The sequence below is a fragment of the Bacillus sp. FSL K6-0993 genome (assembly GCF_037977205.1).
GTDB lineage: Bacteria > Bacillota > Bacilli > Bacillales > Bacillaceae > Bacillus > Bacillus subtilis.
In genome coordinates, this window is sequence record NZ_CP150275.1 from 721,365 (window position 1) to 738,772 (window position 17,408).

Below are 17,408 nucleotides of genomic sequence, written 5' to 3' on the forward strand. Positions count from 1 at the left end.
TGGACGGAGTTATGATTTTAATCTTTTAAGGTTAGTCTTGGCTCCGTTACATATATTATTTACAGAAAGGAAGTTTTTTATTGACGCATTATTACGATTCTAATAAGGTAGATATTTCGTCTATTACTATTGATGATAGGCAAAATATTATACCGGGTGTAAATTTAAGATATAGCTTATCAATTCCTTTTAAAAATCGAATGGAAGGTATTACTGTTACAGTAATATTAATGAATCCATCGGAAGCTGATTCAAATATTTCAGATAGAACTGTAAATAAATTAATTGATTTTTTCTATTGTTATACCCATGAGAAAATTCAAGTGAAAAAACTTTACGTAGGAAATGTTATACCTATATATGCTCCAAATCCAGCAGACACCTCAGCAAAATTGAAAAGTATTCACGGTGCAAATCTATTAAATCATGTTCAAAAGAATAATATTAATACAGTTAGTTCAATGATAAATGATTCAGATATAGTTGTCCTTGCATGGGGGAAACCAAATGTGAAAACTGTACACAACCTTTATTACTATTCTCAAGTATATAAAATCATAGAGGTAATTTCGAATACTGATAAAGATATTTTTGTATTTAATATGGGAAATACAAACACAATCTTAACAGAACATGGCGACCCCAGACATGCTGGACGGTCAGCAACTTTAATTGATTTAATCAAAATAAATAGTAATGAATTATTGGGATTAACGTGAAATATGGGAATTCATGGATACAATTGAAAAGATTTCAATACCAAAAATAGCCCAGCAGTAAAGACTGAGCCATTCTTGATTTATAGACCAAAGTAGTTTATTACAAATTCTTTGTCTTTCTTATCTTCAGGCAAGATACCTAAATTATATTCCCATACCACTTGCCGATGTGTTCCGTTTAAGTCTGAGGCGATGACATCGGTGTAATCATAGTCTATTGATAATTTACTGGTATTCTCAAGTTTAAGCGTTAAATTGGTCCAAGTATCTTGGTTGTTTGCTTTAAATTCTTCTCTTAACTCCTCGAATAACTCTTGAAGTTCAATTAATAAACTCACGTATATTTTTTTACTAACATCGAATTGTTTCGGTATATCATGAGAATAGATATACTCTTCACTTTGTGGTGTATTGAAGAAAAAGTAAACTTCTGATGAATCATCTAATATTTCCGCATAAAGAATGATTTTTGTCCAATCAGATGGAATCATGTCATTAAGGTGTTCTGCTATTTGTTGATATAACTGTCCCATATTAGAAATTAATTTAAATTTTTCCTTCGTTAGTCTTGATATAATCCTCTAAAAAGTCTCTTACCGTTTTCCTTTTTGGCATTAAACCTAGATTTTTATACACCCAAACAGCCTTTCTTTGAGATCCATTTAGCTCTGAAGCAATTACATCTTCATAATTATAATCTATAGAAAACTGGCCTGTCCTATCTAGTTTCAAAGTCAAGTTCGTCCAAGTTTCTGGATTATTTTCCTTATATTCTTCGCGTAATTCTTCGAATGATTCTTGAAGTTCGATTAATAAATCATCATAAATATCTTCGCTTACATTAAAATATTCTGGAATGTTATGTGAGTATAAGAATTCATTCTCGCCCGGTATATTAAAATAAAAATATACTTCCGAAGAGTCGTCTAATATTTCAGCGTAAAGATATACGTTTTCCCATTCAGAGGGAATGATTTCATTTATCTGATTTGCTATTCTTTGATACAAGTCACCCATTTTTGGTGTTTCCATGATCTCAACCTCCAGATTGATTCTTTAATGTTACTTTTTCGAAATCAGCATCTCCAATTCTGTACTTAACGATAAATTTGTCTGGTCTTAGTGAATCACCTTTATATATAGCTTTTATATTAACGTTAACTTTTTGCGGAGGTTCTTCTTTAAGAGCCTTTGCCCATTCCTGCTCCATTTCATACCACCTGCCGCCGCTCCTATTAATCTGAGAATTCATCGGCACGATATTGTCGAACTGGCCTGAGCCTTTGAATTGGGTGGCGATTAAATGGCCGCCGTCATCGTCAGGCATTCGGTCTTGGGGCTTTCCAGCATTCGTCTGTGCATATTGGTTTCGTTTTGCTTCTCCCAGCTGCAAGTCTGCTTTGACACTTGTAATTCTACCATAGTTGTCAGTCGTGTACGTGTAGCCTTCTTTTGTTTTGTAGATGATATTCGGCTTCAGTACTTTCTTTCTGCTCCATCTTGCGAAATGCTCGCCGTATTTGACTGTTACCGGCGGTACATGTGGCGCTGGAGTTCGTCTTCCGCTTGATGACGTTCCGTATGGTTTCGGAAGGATGACCTTGGCGAATTTCTGAAGTCCCTCTTTAAGTGTGACCCCGTTGACTGCGTTATAAGGAACGCCCGCCGGCACTAAGTCGTGACGCGGATGATACGGGAGAATATCAGCTAGAGTGAGATTTCCGATTTGATTTAACTTGGTTTTGACGTGTTTTTTTGATCCTTCAATGCCTGTGTTTACTTTTTGTTTGATGTGATCAACGGTTTGTTTTGAGACTGTTATGGCTTTTTGGGCTGTTGCTGATTTGCTTGCTGCTGTTTTGACTTTGGTCGTCACTTTGGCGGCTGTGCCAGTTTTTGAGACGGCTCCTACGCCTTTTGTGCCGACAATTGATGTGACAACAGTGCCAACCGCATATGACACCCATCTTGCTCTTGAGTAGGTGTCACCATTCACCATGTCTTTTTGATACGATTCTTCGATTGCCGCTGAAATGGCTTCATACGTTTTGATCGGGTGAGCCATCGCTCCGGTAATCGCTTCAACGGTTCCGCTCGGATCTGTGACCATATCCCATAGTCCTACGACCGCGTCTTTCCCGGAATCATAAAGGCCGACGGCGACCCCTTTGAAGCCTGCTTCAAGCTCACGCGTGTTTTCAATCTGTGTGAGGTATCTCTGTTGTTCAGCTGTCAGATTTTCATAGCCGATCGTTTTTGCCATTTCGTAGAATTCATCGGCATCCGCATAATCGTAGTTTTTCAGTCTTTCTTTCAATTTCTCAATCTCGCGTTCCTTCGCTTCCTCTTTTTTAATCTTCAAGTAAGCCTCAGTCCGCTTTTCAATGTCGCCTTTTTTCTTATGTATGTCACTCTCACGGTACGCCTTGGCGTTGTAGTGGATGGGTGTGGCGTTTTTGCCTTTGCCCGTTGCTTCTTGGAGCTTTTGGAAGTCGGATTTGATGAATTGTTCGTTTGGTTCTGACAGGGCGTATTCTGTTTTCAGGTCTTCGTCCAAGGCGTCCAATTTATCCAGTGTTTTTTTGCGTTTGTCGTTGGCATCGGCCAGCTCGTCTTTAAAGGTTTCTGTTGAAAACAGGTCGAGCGGGAGGATGTCGTCGATATCGTTCAGGATGTCTTTCATCGCTTTTTTCTGTTCGGACATGATGGATTTTGATTTTTTATGGGCATTTGCCAGTTCGTGCTCCAGGAAGGATTCTTCGATGTATGCGTCTGAGAGGCCTTTGTCTTCGGCGGCTCCGGCGATGCTGTTGAAAAATGCGATTTTCATATCAATGTAGTCGATCCATTGGTCGGTGACGCCGACGTGGTCGTGATAGAATGCTTTGATGTTGCTGGCGCCTTTTCCTGAGAATTCGCTGTCACTGAGATCAGCGACGCTTTTTAACGCTTTTCTCAAGTTGACCATTTGCGTTCTTAGTTCTTTGTACTCTTTTGCACGGTCTGTCGCTTCCGAAAGCAGTGTTTTCGCTTCAAATACTTTCATGACCATTTCCCTTCTTTTGTTCGCTCAATATCAAAATTTTACCACGGGGTGGGATGATGGTGGGTGTGAGAACGTGTTTTGGTGGAAAAATGAGTCATTTGGCATGTGTCTAAGTGCACGGTTTTGATAAGATAATGATAGATCAATAAAAAGGGGAAGAGCTCATTTGGATAAAGATTTCTTAATCATAAAGATCAAGGATATTCAAAAAGGCGACACGCTAACGAACCGCGCTTGCGGGAACTGGGATATGAAATTGTCCAGAGCAAAGGAATGTAAACGGGCAATTGTTGTTCGGAGCGGTGTGATTTTAAATGTTTACAAGATCGTTGACGCTTGGGAATCTGATGAACCAGCCAAAATCACTAAAACGAACAATAGATTCCGGTTTCAATTGGCAGAGTGCCGAGACTATTCTTATTTGATTGGCGGTACGCTGAAAACAAAAACGCAAAATCCGGTTTCGAGTCTATCCTTAGAAACCTTAATGGAACTAGTAAAATAAAAGGGGTCCAGCATGTATCTCTATAAAGTAAACAATCAAAATCAAATCGAAGATATTCGCGAGAAACCGTTTAAAAAAGAAAAAGAGATTCAGGATTTATGTGAAGCCAATCTTCAGCAAATGTTGGGGCTAGGGTTTGTGAAATCTGAATTCAGAATCAGTAATTTCCGCATTGATACGTTAGCGTTTGATGCTGAGACGAAATCTTTTGTGATTATCGAGTATAAAAATACGAAAAACTTCAGTGTTGTTGATCAGGGCTACGCCTACTTAGCGGCAATGCTCAATCATAAAGCAGATTTCATTCTTGAGTACAATGAAAATCATGATCTTCCGTTAAAGCGGGATGATGTAGACTGGTCGCAGTCGAAGGTCATTTTTATCTCACCTGTATTTACGGTGTATCAAAAGCAATCGATCCATTTTAAAGATCTGCCAATTGAATTGTGGGAGATTAAAAGGTACGAAAATGATCTGATCCAGTTGAATCAAATGAAGGCTGATGGCGTCTCCGAGTCGATTAAGACCATTTCACGGCAAAGTGAGACCATTCAAGAGGTCAGCAAAGAAATTAAAGTGTTTTCTGAAGAGGATCATCTTGCAGATAAACCGTTTGACATCATAGAGCTTTATCAGCAGCTAAAGGAATTCATTTTTAATTTAGACGATCATATTTCAATCAAACCGACAAAGCTTTATATTGCGTTTACATCTAATAAGCGAAACTTCGTTGATATTCTACTTTTAAAAAGTGGACTTAAGCTGTGGGTGAATATGAAAAAGGGTGAATTGCATGATCCCGAGGAGAGAATGCGCGATGTCTCTGAGACCGGCCACTGGGGAAATGGCGACTATGAGATTTTCATAAAAGATGATGAACACATTGAATATATCATGGGATTGATCAAACAATCCTATGAGAAAAATAAGTGAGAACTTCCATTGAGAAGTTCTTTTTTATTGGGTTACAAGGGATATGTACAGGGCGTGTTGAAAATGATATAGAGTTTTCAAACATTTACTGGGAGTTGTTTGTGTGAAAAAGCGTTTTATACTATTGGGCTTGTTCGCAAGTGTTTTTATGTTGGCTGTATATATTTACTCTCAAAATAAGAACACGTATCCTGTCCAATCTTCCACCATTCACCCCGAAGAAGACCGGATCTTTTTTATCTACTCCAATCCTTTCATAAAAGAAAGCGTGCTGCTTTCAACCTCTACAGGCGAACGGTTTAACAGGCGCACGTTTAAGGTGGAGGATGTTCCTTATATTCAATTGAAGTCATACAAATCCACAGACCTTGTATTATTGGCGGAACACGAGCCTTTTTACTACACGCTGGAGAATGATGTGATCAAAGAGCATCCGCTGTCAGATTCATTTGCGTTTTGGTATGAGGGGAAGGATGTGTCTGTTAAGGCCTATAATGTTGATACGACGGGAAATGAGATCCACTACAGGCGAACGGTTTAACAGGCGCACGTTTAAGGTGGGGGATGTTCCTTATATTCAATTGAAGTCATACAAATCCACAGACCTTGTATTATTGGCGGAACACGAGCCTTTTTACTACACGCTGGAGAATGATGTGATCAAAGAGCATCCGCTGTCAGATTCATTTGCGTTTTGGTATGAGGGGAAGGATGTGTCTGTTAAGGCCTATAATGTTGATACGACGGGAAATGAGATCCACATAAACGACAGAAAAACGAAAAAGGAATATAGCCTTACCTTGCCTTCGCTTGTCACGATGGGGGCCAGCGATGAGAACTATATTTATATCATTCAAAGCATGTCTATTTACGTGATCGATAGAAAAACAGAGGAAATGATTGAGACCCTGAGCTTAGCCTCGTACGCTGATCAATTCGCAGACTCGGAGGAATTTATTGTCGCGAGCTCGGAGCATGAATTGACTGTGATTGAAAAAGGGACATGGAAAACGACATATATTCCGTATCCTGAAGATCTTGAATATGCAGATACTGTGTATTATGACAAAGAAAGCGGCAGTTTTTACGTGGCGTACGAGGACAAAGAGGGTGAGGCGAACTTGCTGGAGTATGGGAAGGGATTTTCTTTTCATACATATAGTTTGAATTTCCCTTATATGGAGGCGAAGTTTAAGGGGAATTTATTGTATATAGTCGCCCAGGAAGAGCATAAAAAGGGCATCGGCGGCTATGTGGGTGTGTTTGATATCCATTCTAAGAAGATGCTTTATCAGTTTGATTTGCCTGAGGAACAGGTGAAGGTTCAGGATTTTGTTGTGGTTGACATTAAGTGAGACAAAGACCCTTGCGTAAAGTTTCTTTTTTGCGGAGAAAAACAAATTGACAGGGTGAAAAAGCAATTTCTTCCTTCTGTATTGTTTTCAAAATTTGGGATTGATAGAATATGACATATCTCATAGAGAAGGAGGGAAGCCATTGAGTCAAGCCATACCGTCTTCGCGTGTAGGTGTTAAGATTAATGAATGGTATAAAATGATTCGCCAGTTCAGTGTTCCGGATGCTGAGATTCTGAAAGCGGAGGTTGAGCAGGACATTCAGCAGATGGAAGAAGACCAGGATTTACTGATCTATTATTCTCTGATGTGTTTCCGGCACCAGCTGATGCTGGATTATTTGGAGCCGGGACAACCTTACGGGAATCGCCCTACAGTGACAGAGCTTCTTGAAACGATTGAGACCCCTCAGAAAAAACTCACAGGCCTTTTGAAATACTACTCTTTGTTTTTCCGCGGCATGTATGAATTTGACCAAAAAGAATATGTGGAAGCAATCGGATATTATCGCGAGGCGGAGAAAGAACTGCCGGTTGTGTCAGATGAAATTGAGAAAGCGGAATTCCATTTTAAAGTGGCCGAAGCGTATTATCACATGAAGCAAACCCATGTGTCGATGCATCATATTCTTCAAGCTTTAGACATTTATCAAAACAATCCCCTATACAGCATTAGAACGATACAAAGCTTGTTTGTGATCGCCGGCAACTATGATGATTTCAAACATTATGATAAAGCGCTCCCGCACTTAGAAGCGGCGCTGGATTTGGCAATGGACATTCAAAATGACAGGTTTATCGCCATTTCTCTATTGAACATCGCGAACAGCTATGACAGATCAGGAGACGATCAGATGGCTGTAGAACATTTCCAAAAAGCGGCGAAAGTAAGCAGAGAGAAAGTGCCTGATCTGCTTCCGAAAGTCTTGTTTGGGTTAAGCTGGACATTATGTAAAGCGGGCCAAACACAGAAGGCGTTTCAGTTCATAGAGGAAGGATTAGACCATATCACAGCACGTTCTCACAAATTTTATAAAGAATTGTTTCTGTTCTTGCAGGCCGTGTACAAGGAGACTGTTGACGAACGAAAAATTCATGATCTTTTAAGCTATTTCGAAAAAAAGAACCTGCACGCGTACATTGAAGCATGTGCCCGGAGTGCTGCCGCTGTTTTTGAAAGCAGCTGTCACTTTGAACAAGCTGCTGCGTTTTATCGGAAAGTGCTGAAAGCCCAAGAAGATATTCTAAAAGGAGAGTGTTTATATGCCTATTAAGAAAAAAGTGATGATGTGTCTGGCTGTTACTCTAGTTTTCGGAAGCATGTCGTTTCCATTCCTGACAAACTCCGGTGGATTTAAGGAATCAACAGATCGAAATACGACGTATATCGATCATTCCCCTTACAAACTTAGTGATCAGAAGAAAGCCCTTAGCTAGGGCTTTTTCTTGCTTTACGGAAGACGTTCCATTTTCCACATCGCGGCATTCCTTCTATTTCTAACGCAAGACACTCGAAACAACCAAACCATTTGAGGTATAATGGATAAAGTGAATAACAGTATTTAGATTGATATATATGAAAGAGAGTGGAACATCATGGGCCGTAAGTGGAACAATATTAAAGAGAAGAAGGCGTCTAAGGACGCAAATACGAGTCGAATTTATGCGAAGTTTGGCCGTGAGATTTATGTGGCGGCGAAACAGGGCGAGCCTGATCCGGAATCCAACCAGGCGCTGAAGGTTGTGCTTGAGCGTGCGAAGACTTACAGCGTGCCGAAAAACATCATTGAACGTGCGATCGAGAAGGCGAAGGGCGGAGCGGAAGAGAATTACGATGAGCTTCGTTATGAGGGCTTCGGGCCGAACGGATCAATGATTATCGTTGATGCGCTGACGAATAATGTAAACCGGACGGCGCCGGAAGTGCGTGCGGCGTTCGGGAAAAACGGCGGAAACATGGGTGTGAGCGGATCTGTTGCTTACATGTTTGACGCGACGGCTGTAATCGGTGTGGAAGGCAAAACTGCTGACGAAGCGCTTGAAATCCTGATGGAAGCGGATGTTGATGTACGTGACATTTTAGAAGAGGATGACAGCGCGATCGTGTATGCCGAGCCTGATCAATTCCATGCGGTGCAAGAGGCGTTTAAAAACGCGGGTGTCGAGGAATTTACAGTAGCGGAGCTGACAATGCTTGCGCAAAGTGAAGTAACGCTTCCGGATGATGCAAAGGAACAGTTTGAAAAATTGATTGATGCATTAGAAGATTTGGAAGATGTTCAGCAGGTATATCATAACGTTGATTTAGGCGAGTAAGGAGTGAGCAGGCTGTTATGGCCTGCTTTTTTTGTCCTGGAAATTGTTTTAGCTGTATGTAGGCGGCCGCCTATACGATCAGTAAGATATTCTCATACTCTGGACTGTAACCTATGTGAAGGAGAGAGTGAATATGACTGATACAAGACATATGTATGGCGGACCTGGTTGTGGTCATTATCAGGGCTTTGGTATTGGCTATCCGGGCTATGGCATGCAAAGCACAGGCCACCCGGGTTATGGCATGTATGGAGGCCACCCGGGCTTTGGCATGTATGGAGGCTACCCAGATCACGGCATACATGGAGGTGTCGGCGGCTATCCGGGATATGGAACGTACGGAGGATCCGGCGGTTACCCAAGCGGCGGCTATGGAGGCTCTCCGGGAACTGTAAGTTATCCGAACATGCACCATGAAAATGATGGCCATCACCACTATTATCACCATCATCATGATGGAAAAGATAATCTTCATCACCATCATCACCATGTTGGAAAGGATAATCATCACCACCATCATGATGGTCATTATGGCCACCATCACCACCATATGGGCCACTGGGGAAAAGACGGATATAAATAAAGAAGATGATGATAAAAAGAGGACACTCTTGCAGATCAAGAGTGTTTTTCACCTTTTTTCTTGACTGTTCAGTCTAGAAACTGGTAACATTTGTTTCAGGAGGTGATCGTTTTTTGGGGAGGAATAAAGAATTTGATACGGCGCTTGTTCTTCACAGGGCGATAGAGGTCTTCGGAGAGTATGGCTACGAAGGAACGTCTCTTCAGGATCTGCTCTCTCATTTAGGCATTGCGCGCCAAAGTTTGTATGATACGTATGGCACGAAGCGTGATTTGTTTTTGTCAGCTGTGAAAACGTATCTTGAAGGGAAAAACACTGCCGTTATGGAAAGGCTTGAAGCGCCAGGATCTGTAAAGGAAGCCATTCGTGATATTTTTCAAGAAGGTGTCAATGCTTTGAGGGATCCTGAACGGGCGAAGGCGTGCTATATCATTAACAGTGCGATTGAACAGATTCCGCATGACCCTGAGCTTGCCCGGTATTTTGAAAGACAATCCAAGCAGCTTGAGGACGCTTTTTATCAGGCGCTTTTAAGGGCGAAGGATCAAGGAGAATTGAATGGCGAAGATCCTGATATATCTGCGCTCGCCCGGTACCTGAATCAGAGTAGGCTGTCACTGACATTTATTGCAAAAGTGACGGCAGATATTGATCGTCTTCAGGACCATGTTGACGTGAGTTTATCAGTGCTTGATTAACATGTGGTAAAGAATTCTTTGCCCATGTGTGTATTTTTTGGACTGAATAGTCTAGAAATAAAAATGAGGTGATGATGAATGTTGATGAATGAGTTTGAAAAAGCATGTGAAACATTGAGAAAGTTTATGGCTTATATGCTTGAGAAGGACATGAAGAGCTGGACGGAGCTTTGGGATGAGAATGCTGTATTTGAGTTTCCTTATGCGCCGGAGGGATCACCAAAAAGAATAGAAGGAAAAGCGGCCATTTACAATTATATTAAGGATTATCCTAAGCAGATCCATCTTTCTTCATTTACCGCTCCGACAGTGTATCGTTCAGCAGATACGAATACGATGATTGCGGAGTTTCAATGTGACGGCCATGTGATTGAGACTGGGCTGCCTTATCGCCAAAGCTATATCAGTGTCATCGAAACGAGAGATGGCCGCATTGTGCGTTATAAGGATTATTGGAATCCGCTTGTTGTAAAAGAGGCCTTTGGAGGATCATTTTTGCAAACAGAGGAGAGTGGGAAATGATGAAACAGAATCCGATTTTAATCACAGGCGGGACCGGCACAACCGGCAGCCGAATCGCCAGCCGTTTAATAAAGCTGGGATACAGAGTGCGTATTGCAAGCCGAAAAAAGGGCGCGCTTGCAAGTGCGGAGTATGTGTATTTTGATTGGAAGGATGCCTCCAGTTTTACGCCTACTCTAGAACAGGTAAAAGACATCTATCTTGTTGCTCCGGTCGGTGTACTTGATCCGGCTCCCTATGTGCTTCCCTTTTTAAAGGAAGCAAAGCGTCTCGGCGCAAAGCGGGTAGTGATGCAAAGTGCGTCTGTTGTCTCCGAGAACGGTCCCGTGTTTGGCGCGCTTCACCAGGCAGTGCGCGAGTTTCCAGAATGGACGGTGCTGCGGCCCTCATACTTTATGCAAAATTTCATCAATGTCCAGCATCGCATGTCTATTCAAACGGAGGGCCGCATCACAACGGCTTCGGGTGAAGGAAAACTTGGGTTTATTGACGCTGATGACATCGCAGAAACAGCCGTCAGGGCTTTGATTGATGATGTTCCTCATCAAACACATCATATTCTGACAGGTCCCGAGGCGCTGAGCTATGCCGAAGCGGCAGAGATGATCGGTGCAGCGGCAGGACGCCGGGTGGAGCATGTCAGCATTTCTCGTTCCGAGCTGCAGCATAAAATGGAGGCAGGAGGTTTGCCCGCGGATTATGCCCATTTTATGGCGAAGCTTGATGAGGCAATCAGCCATGGTGCGGAACATCGGGTAACGGATACAGTGAAGCGTGTGACGGGAAAAGAACCTCGTTCGCTGTCAGAGTTTGCGGCTGCTCATGCTGCATATTGGAAACACTGACCTCATTTTGGACTGAATAGTCTAGAAAGACCTTCGGCTCTTCCGAAGGTCTTCTTATTGAAAAAGCTAAGCCGTGTTTCAGTCATAATCATGCCCCCTGCCTCATACCTATTAAGGTCATTGTTTTTGAGAAAGGAGGAGCCGGAATGAAGGATATGCAGCCGTTTACGCCTGTCAAATCATATACGCCCTTTCACAGCCGTTTTGATCCCTGTCCGCCTATAGGGAAGAAATATTACAGAACGCCCCCTAACCTTTATATGACCTTTCAGCCTGAGCACATGGAGCAGTTTTCGCCGATGGAGGCTTTGAGGAAAGGCACCCTTTGGAAGGATCTCTATGATTTTTATGAAAACCCTTATCGAGGGGGAGACGCACATGGCAAAAAAGGTTGATGCCGAATATTATCGTCAGCTAGAGCAAATACAGGCTGCTGATTTTGTGCTTGTTGAGCTGAGTCTTTATTTAAATACACATCCTCATGATGAAGATGCGTTGAAGCAATTCAATCAATATTCCGGCTATTCAAGGCACTTAAAAAGACAGTTCGAATCCTCTTACGGACCGCTTCTGCAGTTCGGCAACAGCCCCGCGGGCAAGGATTGGGATTGGGGAAAAGGGCCATGGCCGTGGCAAGTATAAGGAGGAATGCCTGAATGTGGGTGTATGAAAAGAAGCTGCAATACCCTGTCAAGGTCAGTACATGCAACCCGACGCTGGCGAAGTATTTGATTGAGCAGTATGGCGGAGCGGACGGCGAGCTGGCCGCGGCTCTCCGGTATTTGAACCAGCGTTATACGATTCCTGATAAGGTCATCGGCCTTTTAACAGATATCGGCACGGAGGAGTTTGCCCATTTGGAAATGATTGCGACCATGGTCTATAAGTTAACGAAAGACGCCACACCGGAGCAGCTGCGTGAAGCTGGGCTTGGCGATCATTACGTCAATCACGACAGCGCGCTTTTTTATCATAATGCGGCGGGCGTGCCGTTTACCGCGAGCTATATCCAAGCGAAAGGCGATCCGATTGCCGATTTATACGAAGATATTGCCGCAGAAGAAAAGGCGCGGGCGACGTATCAATGGCTGATTGATATTTCGGATGATCCTGATTTAAACGATTCCCTGCGTTTTTTGCGTGAGCGTGAAATCGTACACTCTATGCGCTTCAGAGAAGCGGTTGAAATTTTAAAAGAAGAACGGGATAAAAAGAAGATTTTCTAATAGGCAGATTGGCCTCTCTTTCATACACCCTTTTACATACAGAGAAAATGGTCTGTTTTTGCAGTTTGGTCTGCATTATAATCAAGGGTGTGTGCAAGCTTACTTTTTGATTGGGAGGCCTTTATGTCAGCTTTTAAGATTGAGAACGAAACGATTGCAGATGGATTTTACGCGTGTCCGGCCGTCTATGAGGATGCAGAATCGATTACCGGGTTGCTCGTCCGAACAGCTGAATGGCTCCGAGATCGGGGTTCTAACCAATGGAGCGGACTTCTGAAAGGGCAAGATATACATGATATCACGGGGTCAATTGAAAAGGGACATGTGTTTGTGTTTAAAAAAGATGAAGAGCTTGCGGCTGTCGTGATGCTGCTGCCTGAACCGAGCGAGTGGGACCGGACGCTTTGGGGAGACCATGGGCATGAGGAGTCCATTTATTTGCACCGCCTCGCAGTAAGCCGCCGGTTTGCGGGACAGGGGCTTGGAGCCCGCGTCCTTCAGTGGGCGGAGACGGGCATACACTTTCCGGAAAAAACGCGGATCCGGCTTGACTGTGTCGCTGATAGCGACGCCCTGCATTCCTTTTATCGGCGTATGGGATATGAATTCATGGGTGCTGATGCGTCCGGATATCATTTGTTTGAGAAAGAGATTACGGCAGAATAAGCGTCCTTTGCAGGGGGCTTTTTTGTCTTTTCTAAAAGGGAGGGCAGGCGATGTTGCGGCTAAAATTTATTTGTGTCAGGGATTGTGACGGCTTGTCTGTTTGCTGGCGTATCCGTTTTGATGCGGATGAGATTTCCTGACAAAAGCCGGCCAGAATGGATGTTGGCCGGGCTGATCGTCCTTGGTGTGTTTGCGATCTGGTACAGCCTCGTGTATGTACGCGGCTGGGAAGGGGCTGCGCTCGGAATGCTTGGATTCAATGTCATTTTCGGAGCCATTGCCGGATATTTGGTCGATAAGGCCATCCGGCGTTACAGGAAAAGATAAAGCTGCTGCCGTCTCTCATCATGTCGAAATTTTCACAGAACGGCAGGAATTTTCTTTCGAAAGGAGAAATACATATTACTTTAAAATGAAAGCGTTTTCCGGAGCGGGAAGGTGATGTTGATGATACAGAGTGTGACAAATGGGCTGAATCGTTTTTGTACGTGGGTGATGAGACTGGCCTATTTGAATGTGCTTTGGATTTTGTTTTCTCTTGCAGGCCTGGTTGTGTTTGGGCTGATGCCCGCTACTGCCGCGATGTTTACAGTGGCGAGAGAATGGGCGAAGGGGAATACAGATGCCCCGGTGTTTTCTGTCTTTTTTCGGGCGTTTAAAAAGGAATGGCGGGCATCACAGATCCTCGGGCTTATCGTTGTGACGGCTGCCCTGTTTCTGTTTGCGGATATGCGGATAGCGGCTCAGATGGACCAGCCTGTGCTCGTCAATGTATTCCTGAGCATTAGTTTGATTTTCGCGTTTGTTGTGCTGTATGTGTTCCCGGTATTTTCTCATTTTGACGTAAAAATCAAAGAGGTGCTGAGCCTCAGCTTTTTCATTGCCTTCAGCCGTCCGGCGGTGACGCTTTTGATGGCGGCGGGCGCTGTCGGTGTGCTTTGTCTCGTTCTGTTTCATGTCACGTTTCTATTGTTTTTCAGCGGGAGTTTACTCAGCCTGATCTTAACGAAGCTGTCCTTTAAAGCGTTTCGGTCAATGGATCAGCGGCAGGAGAAAGAAAAGGCGGCATGAAGAAAAGAGTTGCTGGCTGGTACAGGCGGATGAAAATTAAGGATAAGCTGTTTGTGTTTCTATCGTTGATTATGGCCGTATCCTTTCTGTTTGTATACAGCGGGGTCCAGTATGCCTTTCATGTGTATGATGAGCAGATTTACCGCAAGTCCTCGGAGGTGCTTCGGATGTCTTCTGAAAGGATCGAAGACGAGCTGAAGAAGATAGAGGATGTGTCATATGAAATCATTACAGACGAACAGATTCAGCGCATCCTGAGCATGCAAAATCGGGATGATACGTATGATCAATATCAAATGAAGCAGGAGCTTTGGGATCAGCTTGCGGGATATGCCAGCGATGAAAAGTACATCGATTCCATTCATTTGATTGATGCCCGCGGCTCAGAGTATTCAGCCGGAAGCAGTTCTTCAGATCTTTTGCAGAAGGAGCAGGAAGAGGTATTTAAGCGAGCGAAAGCGAAAAATGGAAGAAATCTTTGGATGACGCTCGGCGGTTCAGATCCTGTCTTGATTTCAGCACGGCAGATCAGGTCCTATCACCAGCTGAGTCTGAACGGGTTGGGCATGGTGCTGATCCAAGTCAATGTAAAACAGATGATTCGTGATGTGCCGAAGGATTGGGGCGATTCAGTCGGAGACATTATGATTGCTGACCAAGGCGGGAATTTGGTGTATACGGCACATGCATCAGCGCATGTTCCTGAGGCAGCAAAAGAGACGCTGAAGCACCCCGGTTATGACTTGATAAAAAAGAATGGCAAACGTTACTTTATTTCTTATCTTCAATCATCCTACCAAAATTGGAGCTACTATAACGTTATCCCCTTTGATCAGATGTTCGCGAAAATTTCCTTTATGAAAACAGTGATCGGCACATGCTTTCTCCTCTTTTTCTGTGTGGTTTTGCTTTTCGGAAGGAAAATCGCCAACAGTATCACGGAGCCGATTGAACAGCTTGTGACCGCGATGAAATCGGTACAGCACGGCGGCATTGAAGCGAGTGTGTCGCTTTCTCTGCCGAAACATACACAGGATGAGGCCGGCATGCTGAACCGCCATTTTACTGTCATGATGAAACGGATTAATGAGCTGATGGAAGAAAATGTGGAAAAACAGCTCATTATTAAAGAAACCGAATTGAAAGCACTGCAAGCCCAGATCAATCCGCATTTTTTATATAACACGCTCGAGTCCATCAATTGGCTGGCAAAGGCGAATCAGCAAAAGCAAATCTCAAAAATGGTGGAATCGCTTGGTTTTCTTCTGCGAAACAGCATACATATGAAAAAGGATATCGTGACCATTCAGGATGAGGCGGACATTGTACGTCACTATATGACCATTCAGCGATTTCGATTTGAAGAGCGCCTGAATTTCACGTTGGATATTGACGATGAGGTGAAGCATTGCCTCATTCCGAAACTGACGCTCCAGCCGCTTGCGGAAAATGCGATTCAATACGCGCTTGAACCCTTTGCAAGGCCATGCGCCATCCGGATTCAGGCGAAAAAGGCGAAGGAATGTGTCTGTATTACGGTCGAAGATAACGGTCCTGGCATGGATGGACGGATTCTTGAATCAACGGGCGGAAGAGGAATCGGACTTTGGAATATCCGCGAGCGAATCAGCCTGACATTCGGAGAGCCATACGGATTGCAGATTCATAGTGAGCATGAAAAGGGGACGAGGATTGTGATCACAATACCGTGCCGAAATGAGGTGGTGTGATGTATAAAATACTGCTGGCTGATGATGAGAGGATTATCCTTGATGGAATGGCGGGAATCATTGAGTGGAAGGCGCTTGGCGCTTCATTAATCGGCAAAGCGCAGAATGGGAATGAAGCATATGACAAGATATTAGACAAGCAGCCGCATATTGTTATTACAGATATCAAAATGCCCGGCATGGACGGGCTTGAGCTGATCAAAAAGGTGTCAGCCGTCAGCCCGTCGGTGCAATTTATCGTCCTGTCCGGGTTTGGAGAGTTTGAGTACGCAAAGGAAGCCATGAAATATGGGGTGAAGCATTATTTGCTGAAGCCCTGCAATGAACAGCAGATTATCAGCTCGCTGGAGGAAATCATTGCTGAGCTGAAGCGGCAAGATGTGCACAAAAAGAAAACAGCCCATCTGAAACACGAGCTGGACCATATCCGTTCCTTTGCAGCCGATCAATACTTGGAAGGCTTGATCGCCGGGGTGGCCCAGCTGTCTCCGCCGCCTTCACTTGCCGGAAAAAAGATCCGCCTCTTGATCTTAAAAGGGGAACAATCTATTGATGCCACAGCCAGAGAGGCACTCGGGTCGGCACTGACAGCGGTTTGCAGCAGCAGAGAATGGACCGTGCTCGCCGTAGAGGAGAACGCCGCTGAAAAGGCGGCGGAGGTTTTTGCGGACCGCAAGATGGCCATCAGTCAGGCGGGAGAACTTCGGCACGCGGGGCAGCTGTTTCGTGATACAGCCGAAGCGTCTGGAGACTTACGCGGAAGCGCAGTGATTTCAAAAATGATCAGGCTTATTTCCGACGAGCTCAGAAATCCGAATCTGTCCTTAAAATGGGCGGCGAAGGATATGCTGTTTATGAATCCTGATTATCTCGGGAAGTTATTTAAGCAGGAAACAGGCGAGAAATTTTCCCAATATGTTACACGAGTGCGTCTTGAACATGCGATGAAACAGATGAAAATGAGGCGGGACGCGAGTGTATCAGAAATTGCTGAAGAAATCGGGTTTGGCGATAATCCGAAGTATTTCAGTCTTGTTTTTAAAAAATATACCGGTCTGACACCGTCAGAATTCAGAAGAAAACAGGGAGGCGCTTCCGCAGGATAGCCATCTCTGTTTTTTTGACTTTCGCCACTGTTTTTTGAGTGTTTCGCCCTATCCGAACGCTTTAAAATAAAATGTAAGCACTTACATT

The 17,408-nt window shown here is 43.8% G+C and carries 21 protein-coding genes and 2 pseudogenes; 20 read left to right on the top strand and 3 right to left on the bottom strand.

What is annotated here, in order from left to right:
- Positions 1-80 precede the first annotated feature (80 nt).
- Positions 81-719 carry a DUF1643 domain-containing protein gene (locus MHH79_RS03715; RefSeq protein ID WP_010333275.1) on the top strand — a complete coding sequence of 213 codons (639 nt, stop codon included), beginning with the start codon at positions 81-83 and terminating at the stop codon, positions 717-719.
- An 80-nt stretch (positions 720-799) separates the two neighbouring features.
- Here the strand turns inward: MHH79_RS03715 and MHH79_RS03720 are convergent, their stop codons facing one another.
- Genes MHH79_RS03720 through yeeF form a run of 3 tightly spaced genes read right to left on the bottom strand, consistent with a single transcriptional unit; the run spans position 800 to position 3,765 of the window.
- Positions 800-1,252, bottom strand: coding sequence for an antitoxin YezG family protein (locus tag MHH79_RS03720; protein WP_340034995.1), 453 nt, complete (start codon positions 1,250-1,252; stop codon positions 800-802).
- 13 nt (positions 1,253-1,265) lie between these two features.
- Positions 1,266-1,751 (bottom strand): antitoxin YezG family protein, encoded by a 486-nt coding sequence (locus MHH79_RS03725; RefSeq protein WP_019713534.1) that lies wholly within the window; start codon positions 1,749-1,751, stop codon positions 1,266-1,268.
- A 4-nt stretch (positions 1,752-1,755) separates the two neighbouring features.
- Positions 1,756-3,765, bottom strand: a complete 2,010-nt coding sequence (gene yeeF, locus MHH79_RS03730; protein WP_340034996.1) for an LXG family T7SS effector deoxyribonuclease toxin YeeF — start codon at positions 3,763-3,765, stop codon at positions 1,756-1,758.
- A gap of 166 nt (positions 3,766-3,931) precedes the next feature.
- On the opposite strand from yeeF, the gene MHH79_RS03735 reads away from it, so the two are divergent.
- The 19 genes and pseudogenes from MHH79_RS03735 to yesN all read left to right on the top strand — a co-directional run bounded on the left by MHH79_RS03735 (position 3,932) and on the right by yesN (position 17,320).
- Entirely contained in the window at positions 3,932-4,270 is a 339-nt protein-coding gene (locus MHH79_RS03735) for a hypothetical protein (protein WP_309529810.1), read from the top strand.
- 12 nt (positions 4,271-4,282) lie between these two features.
- A complete protein-coding gene (locus tag MHH79_RS03740) occupies positions 4,283-5,203 on the top strand; it encodes a DUF5655 domain-containing protein (RefSeq protein ID WP_095252651.1) in 921 nt (306 codons plus the stop codon).
- Positions 5,204-5,306: 103 nt separating this feature from the next.
- Entirely contained in the window at positions 5,307-5,744 is a 438-nt protein-coding gene (locus tag MHH79_RS03745; protein ID WP_309529809.1) for a hypothetical protein, read from the top strand.
- Positions 5,722-6,558: pseudogene (locus MHH79_RS03750) on the top strand (hypothetical protein); the annotation flags it as partial. The gene MHH79_RS03745 and the pseudogene MHH79_RS03750, both read left to right, overlap by 23 nt.
- Before the next feature lie 142 nt (positions 6,559-6,700).
- A complete protein-coding gene (gene rapH, locus MHH79_RS03755) occupies positions 6,701-7,831 on the top strand; it encodes a response regulator aspartate phosphatase RapH (RefSeq protein WP_340034997.1) in 1,131 nt (376 codons plus the stop codon).
- A complete protein-coding gene (gene phrH, locus MHH79_RS03760) occupies positions 7,821-7,994 on the top strand; it encodes a phosphatase RapH inhibitor PhrH (RefSeq protein WP_029317430.1) in 174 nt (57 codons plus the stop codon). The genes rapH and phrH overlap by 11 nt, the downstream gene beginning before the upstream one ends.
- 159 nt (positions 7,995-8,153) lie before the next feature.
- The gene (locus tag MHH79_RS03765) at positions 8,154-8,873 is read left to right on the top strand and encodes a YebC/PmpR family DNA-binding transcriptional regulator (RefSeq protein ID WP_003242611.1); all 720 of its coding nucleotides are present in this window, start codon (positions 8,154-8,156) and stop codon (positions 8,871-8,873) included.
- A 133-nt stretch (positions 8,874-9,006) separates the two neighbouring features.
- On the top strand, positions 9,007-9,456 hold the full coding sequence (yeeK, locus tag MHH79_RS03770; RefSeq protein ID WP_063335642.1) for a spore coat protein YeeK: 450 nt from the start codon (positions 9,007-9,009) through the stop codon (positions 9,454-9,456).
- A 113-nt stretch (positions 9,457-9,569) separates the two neighbouring features.
- Positions 9,570-10,154, top strand: a complete 585-nt coding sequence (locus tag MHH79_RS03775) for a TetR/AcrR family transcriptional regulator (RefSeq protein WP_181218504.1) — start codon at positions 9,570-9,572, stop codon at positions 10,152-10,154.
- Positions 10,155-10,232: 78 nt separating this feature from the next.
- A complete protein-coding gene (locus tag MHH79_RS03780; RefSeq protein WP_309529806.1) occupies positions 10,233-10,676 on the top strand; it encodes a nuclear transport factor 2 family protein in 444 nt (147 codons plus the stop codon).
- A pseudogene (locus MHH79_RS03785) lies at positions 10,673-11,538 on the top strand (NAD-dependent epimerase/dehydratase family protein); the annotation flags it as partial. The gene MHH79_RS03780 and the pseudogene MHH79_RS03785, both read left to right, overlap by 4 nt.
- A gap of 129 nt (positions 11,539-11,667) precedes the next feature.
- Positions 11,668-11,916 (top strand): spore coat-associated protein CotJA, encoded by a 249-nt coding sequence (cotJA, locus tag MHH79_RS03790; protein ID WP_003219489.1) that lies wholly within the window; start codon positions 11,668-11,670, stop codon positions 11,914-11,916.
- Positions 11,900-12,163 (top strand): spore coat protein CotJB, encoded by a 264-nt coding sequence (gene cotJB, locus MHH79_RS03795; protein ID WP_003219491.1) that lies wholly within the window; start codon positions 11,900-11,902, stop codon positions 12,161-12,163. The genes cotJA and cotJB overlap by 17 nt, the downstream gene beginning before the upstream one ends.
- A gap of 14 nt (positions 12,164-12,177) precedes the next feature.
- Positions 12,178-12,747: a spore coat protein CotJC gene (gene cotJC, locus MHH79_RS03800; protein ID WP_003233850.1), complete on the top strand. Its 570-nt coding sequence runs from the start codon at positions 12,178-12,180 to the stop codon at positions 12,745-12,747.
- Positions 12,748-12,870: 123 nt separating this feature from the next.
- Positions 12,871-13,413: a GNAT family N-acetyltransferase gene (locus tag MHH79_RS03805; protein WP_100506753.1), complete on the top strand. Its 543-nt coding sequence runs from the start codon at positions 12,871-12,873 to the stop codon at positions 13,411-13,413.
- A gap of 72 nt (positions 13,414-13,485) precedes the next feature.
- Entirely contained in the window at positions 13,486-13,740 is a 255-nt protein-coding gene (locus MHH79_RS03810; protein WP_340034998.1) for a YesK-like family protein, read from the top strand.
- A gap of 114 nt (positions 13,741-13,854) precedes the next feature.
- Complete coding sequence (locus MHH79_RS03815) at positions 13,855-14,484, top strand: YesL family protein (protein ID WP_100506755.1); 630 nt, start codon at positions 13,855-13,857, stop codon at positions 14,482-14,484.
- Entirely contained in the window at positions 14,481-16,214 is a 1,734-nt protein-coding gene (gene yesM, locus MHH79_RS03820; RefSeq protein ID WP_340034999.1) for a two-component system sensor histidine kinase YesM, read from the top strand. The genes MHH79_RS03815 and yesM overlap by 4 nt, the downstream gene beginning before the upstream one ends.
- Positions 16,214-17,320 carry a two-component system response regulator YesN gene (gene yesN / locus MHH79_RS03825; protein WP_123374331.1) on the top strand — a complete coding sequence of 369 codons (1,107 nt, stop codon included), beginning with the start codon at positions 16,214-16,216 and terminating at the stop codon, positions 17,318-17,320. The genes yesM and yesN overlap by 1 nt, the downstream gene beginning before the upstream one ends.
- The last annotated feature ends 88 nt before the right edge of the window (positions 17,321-17,408 follow it).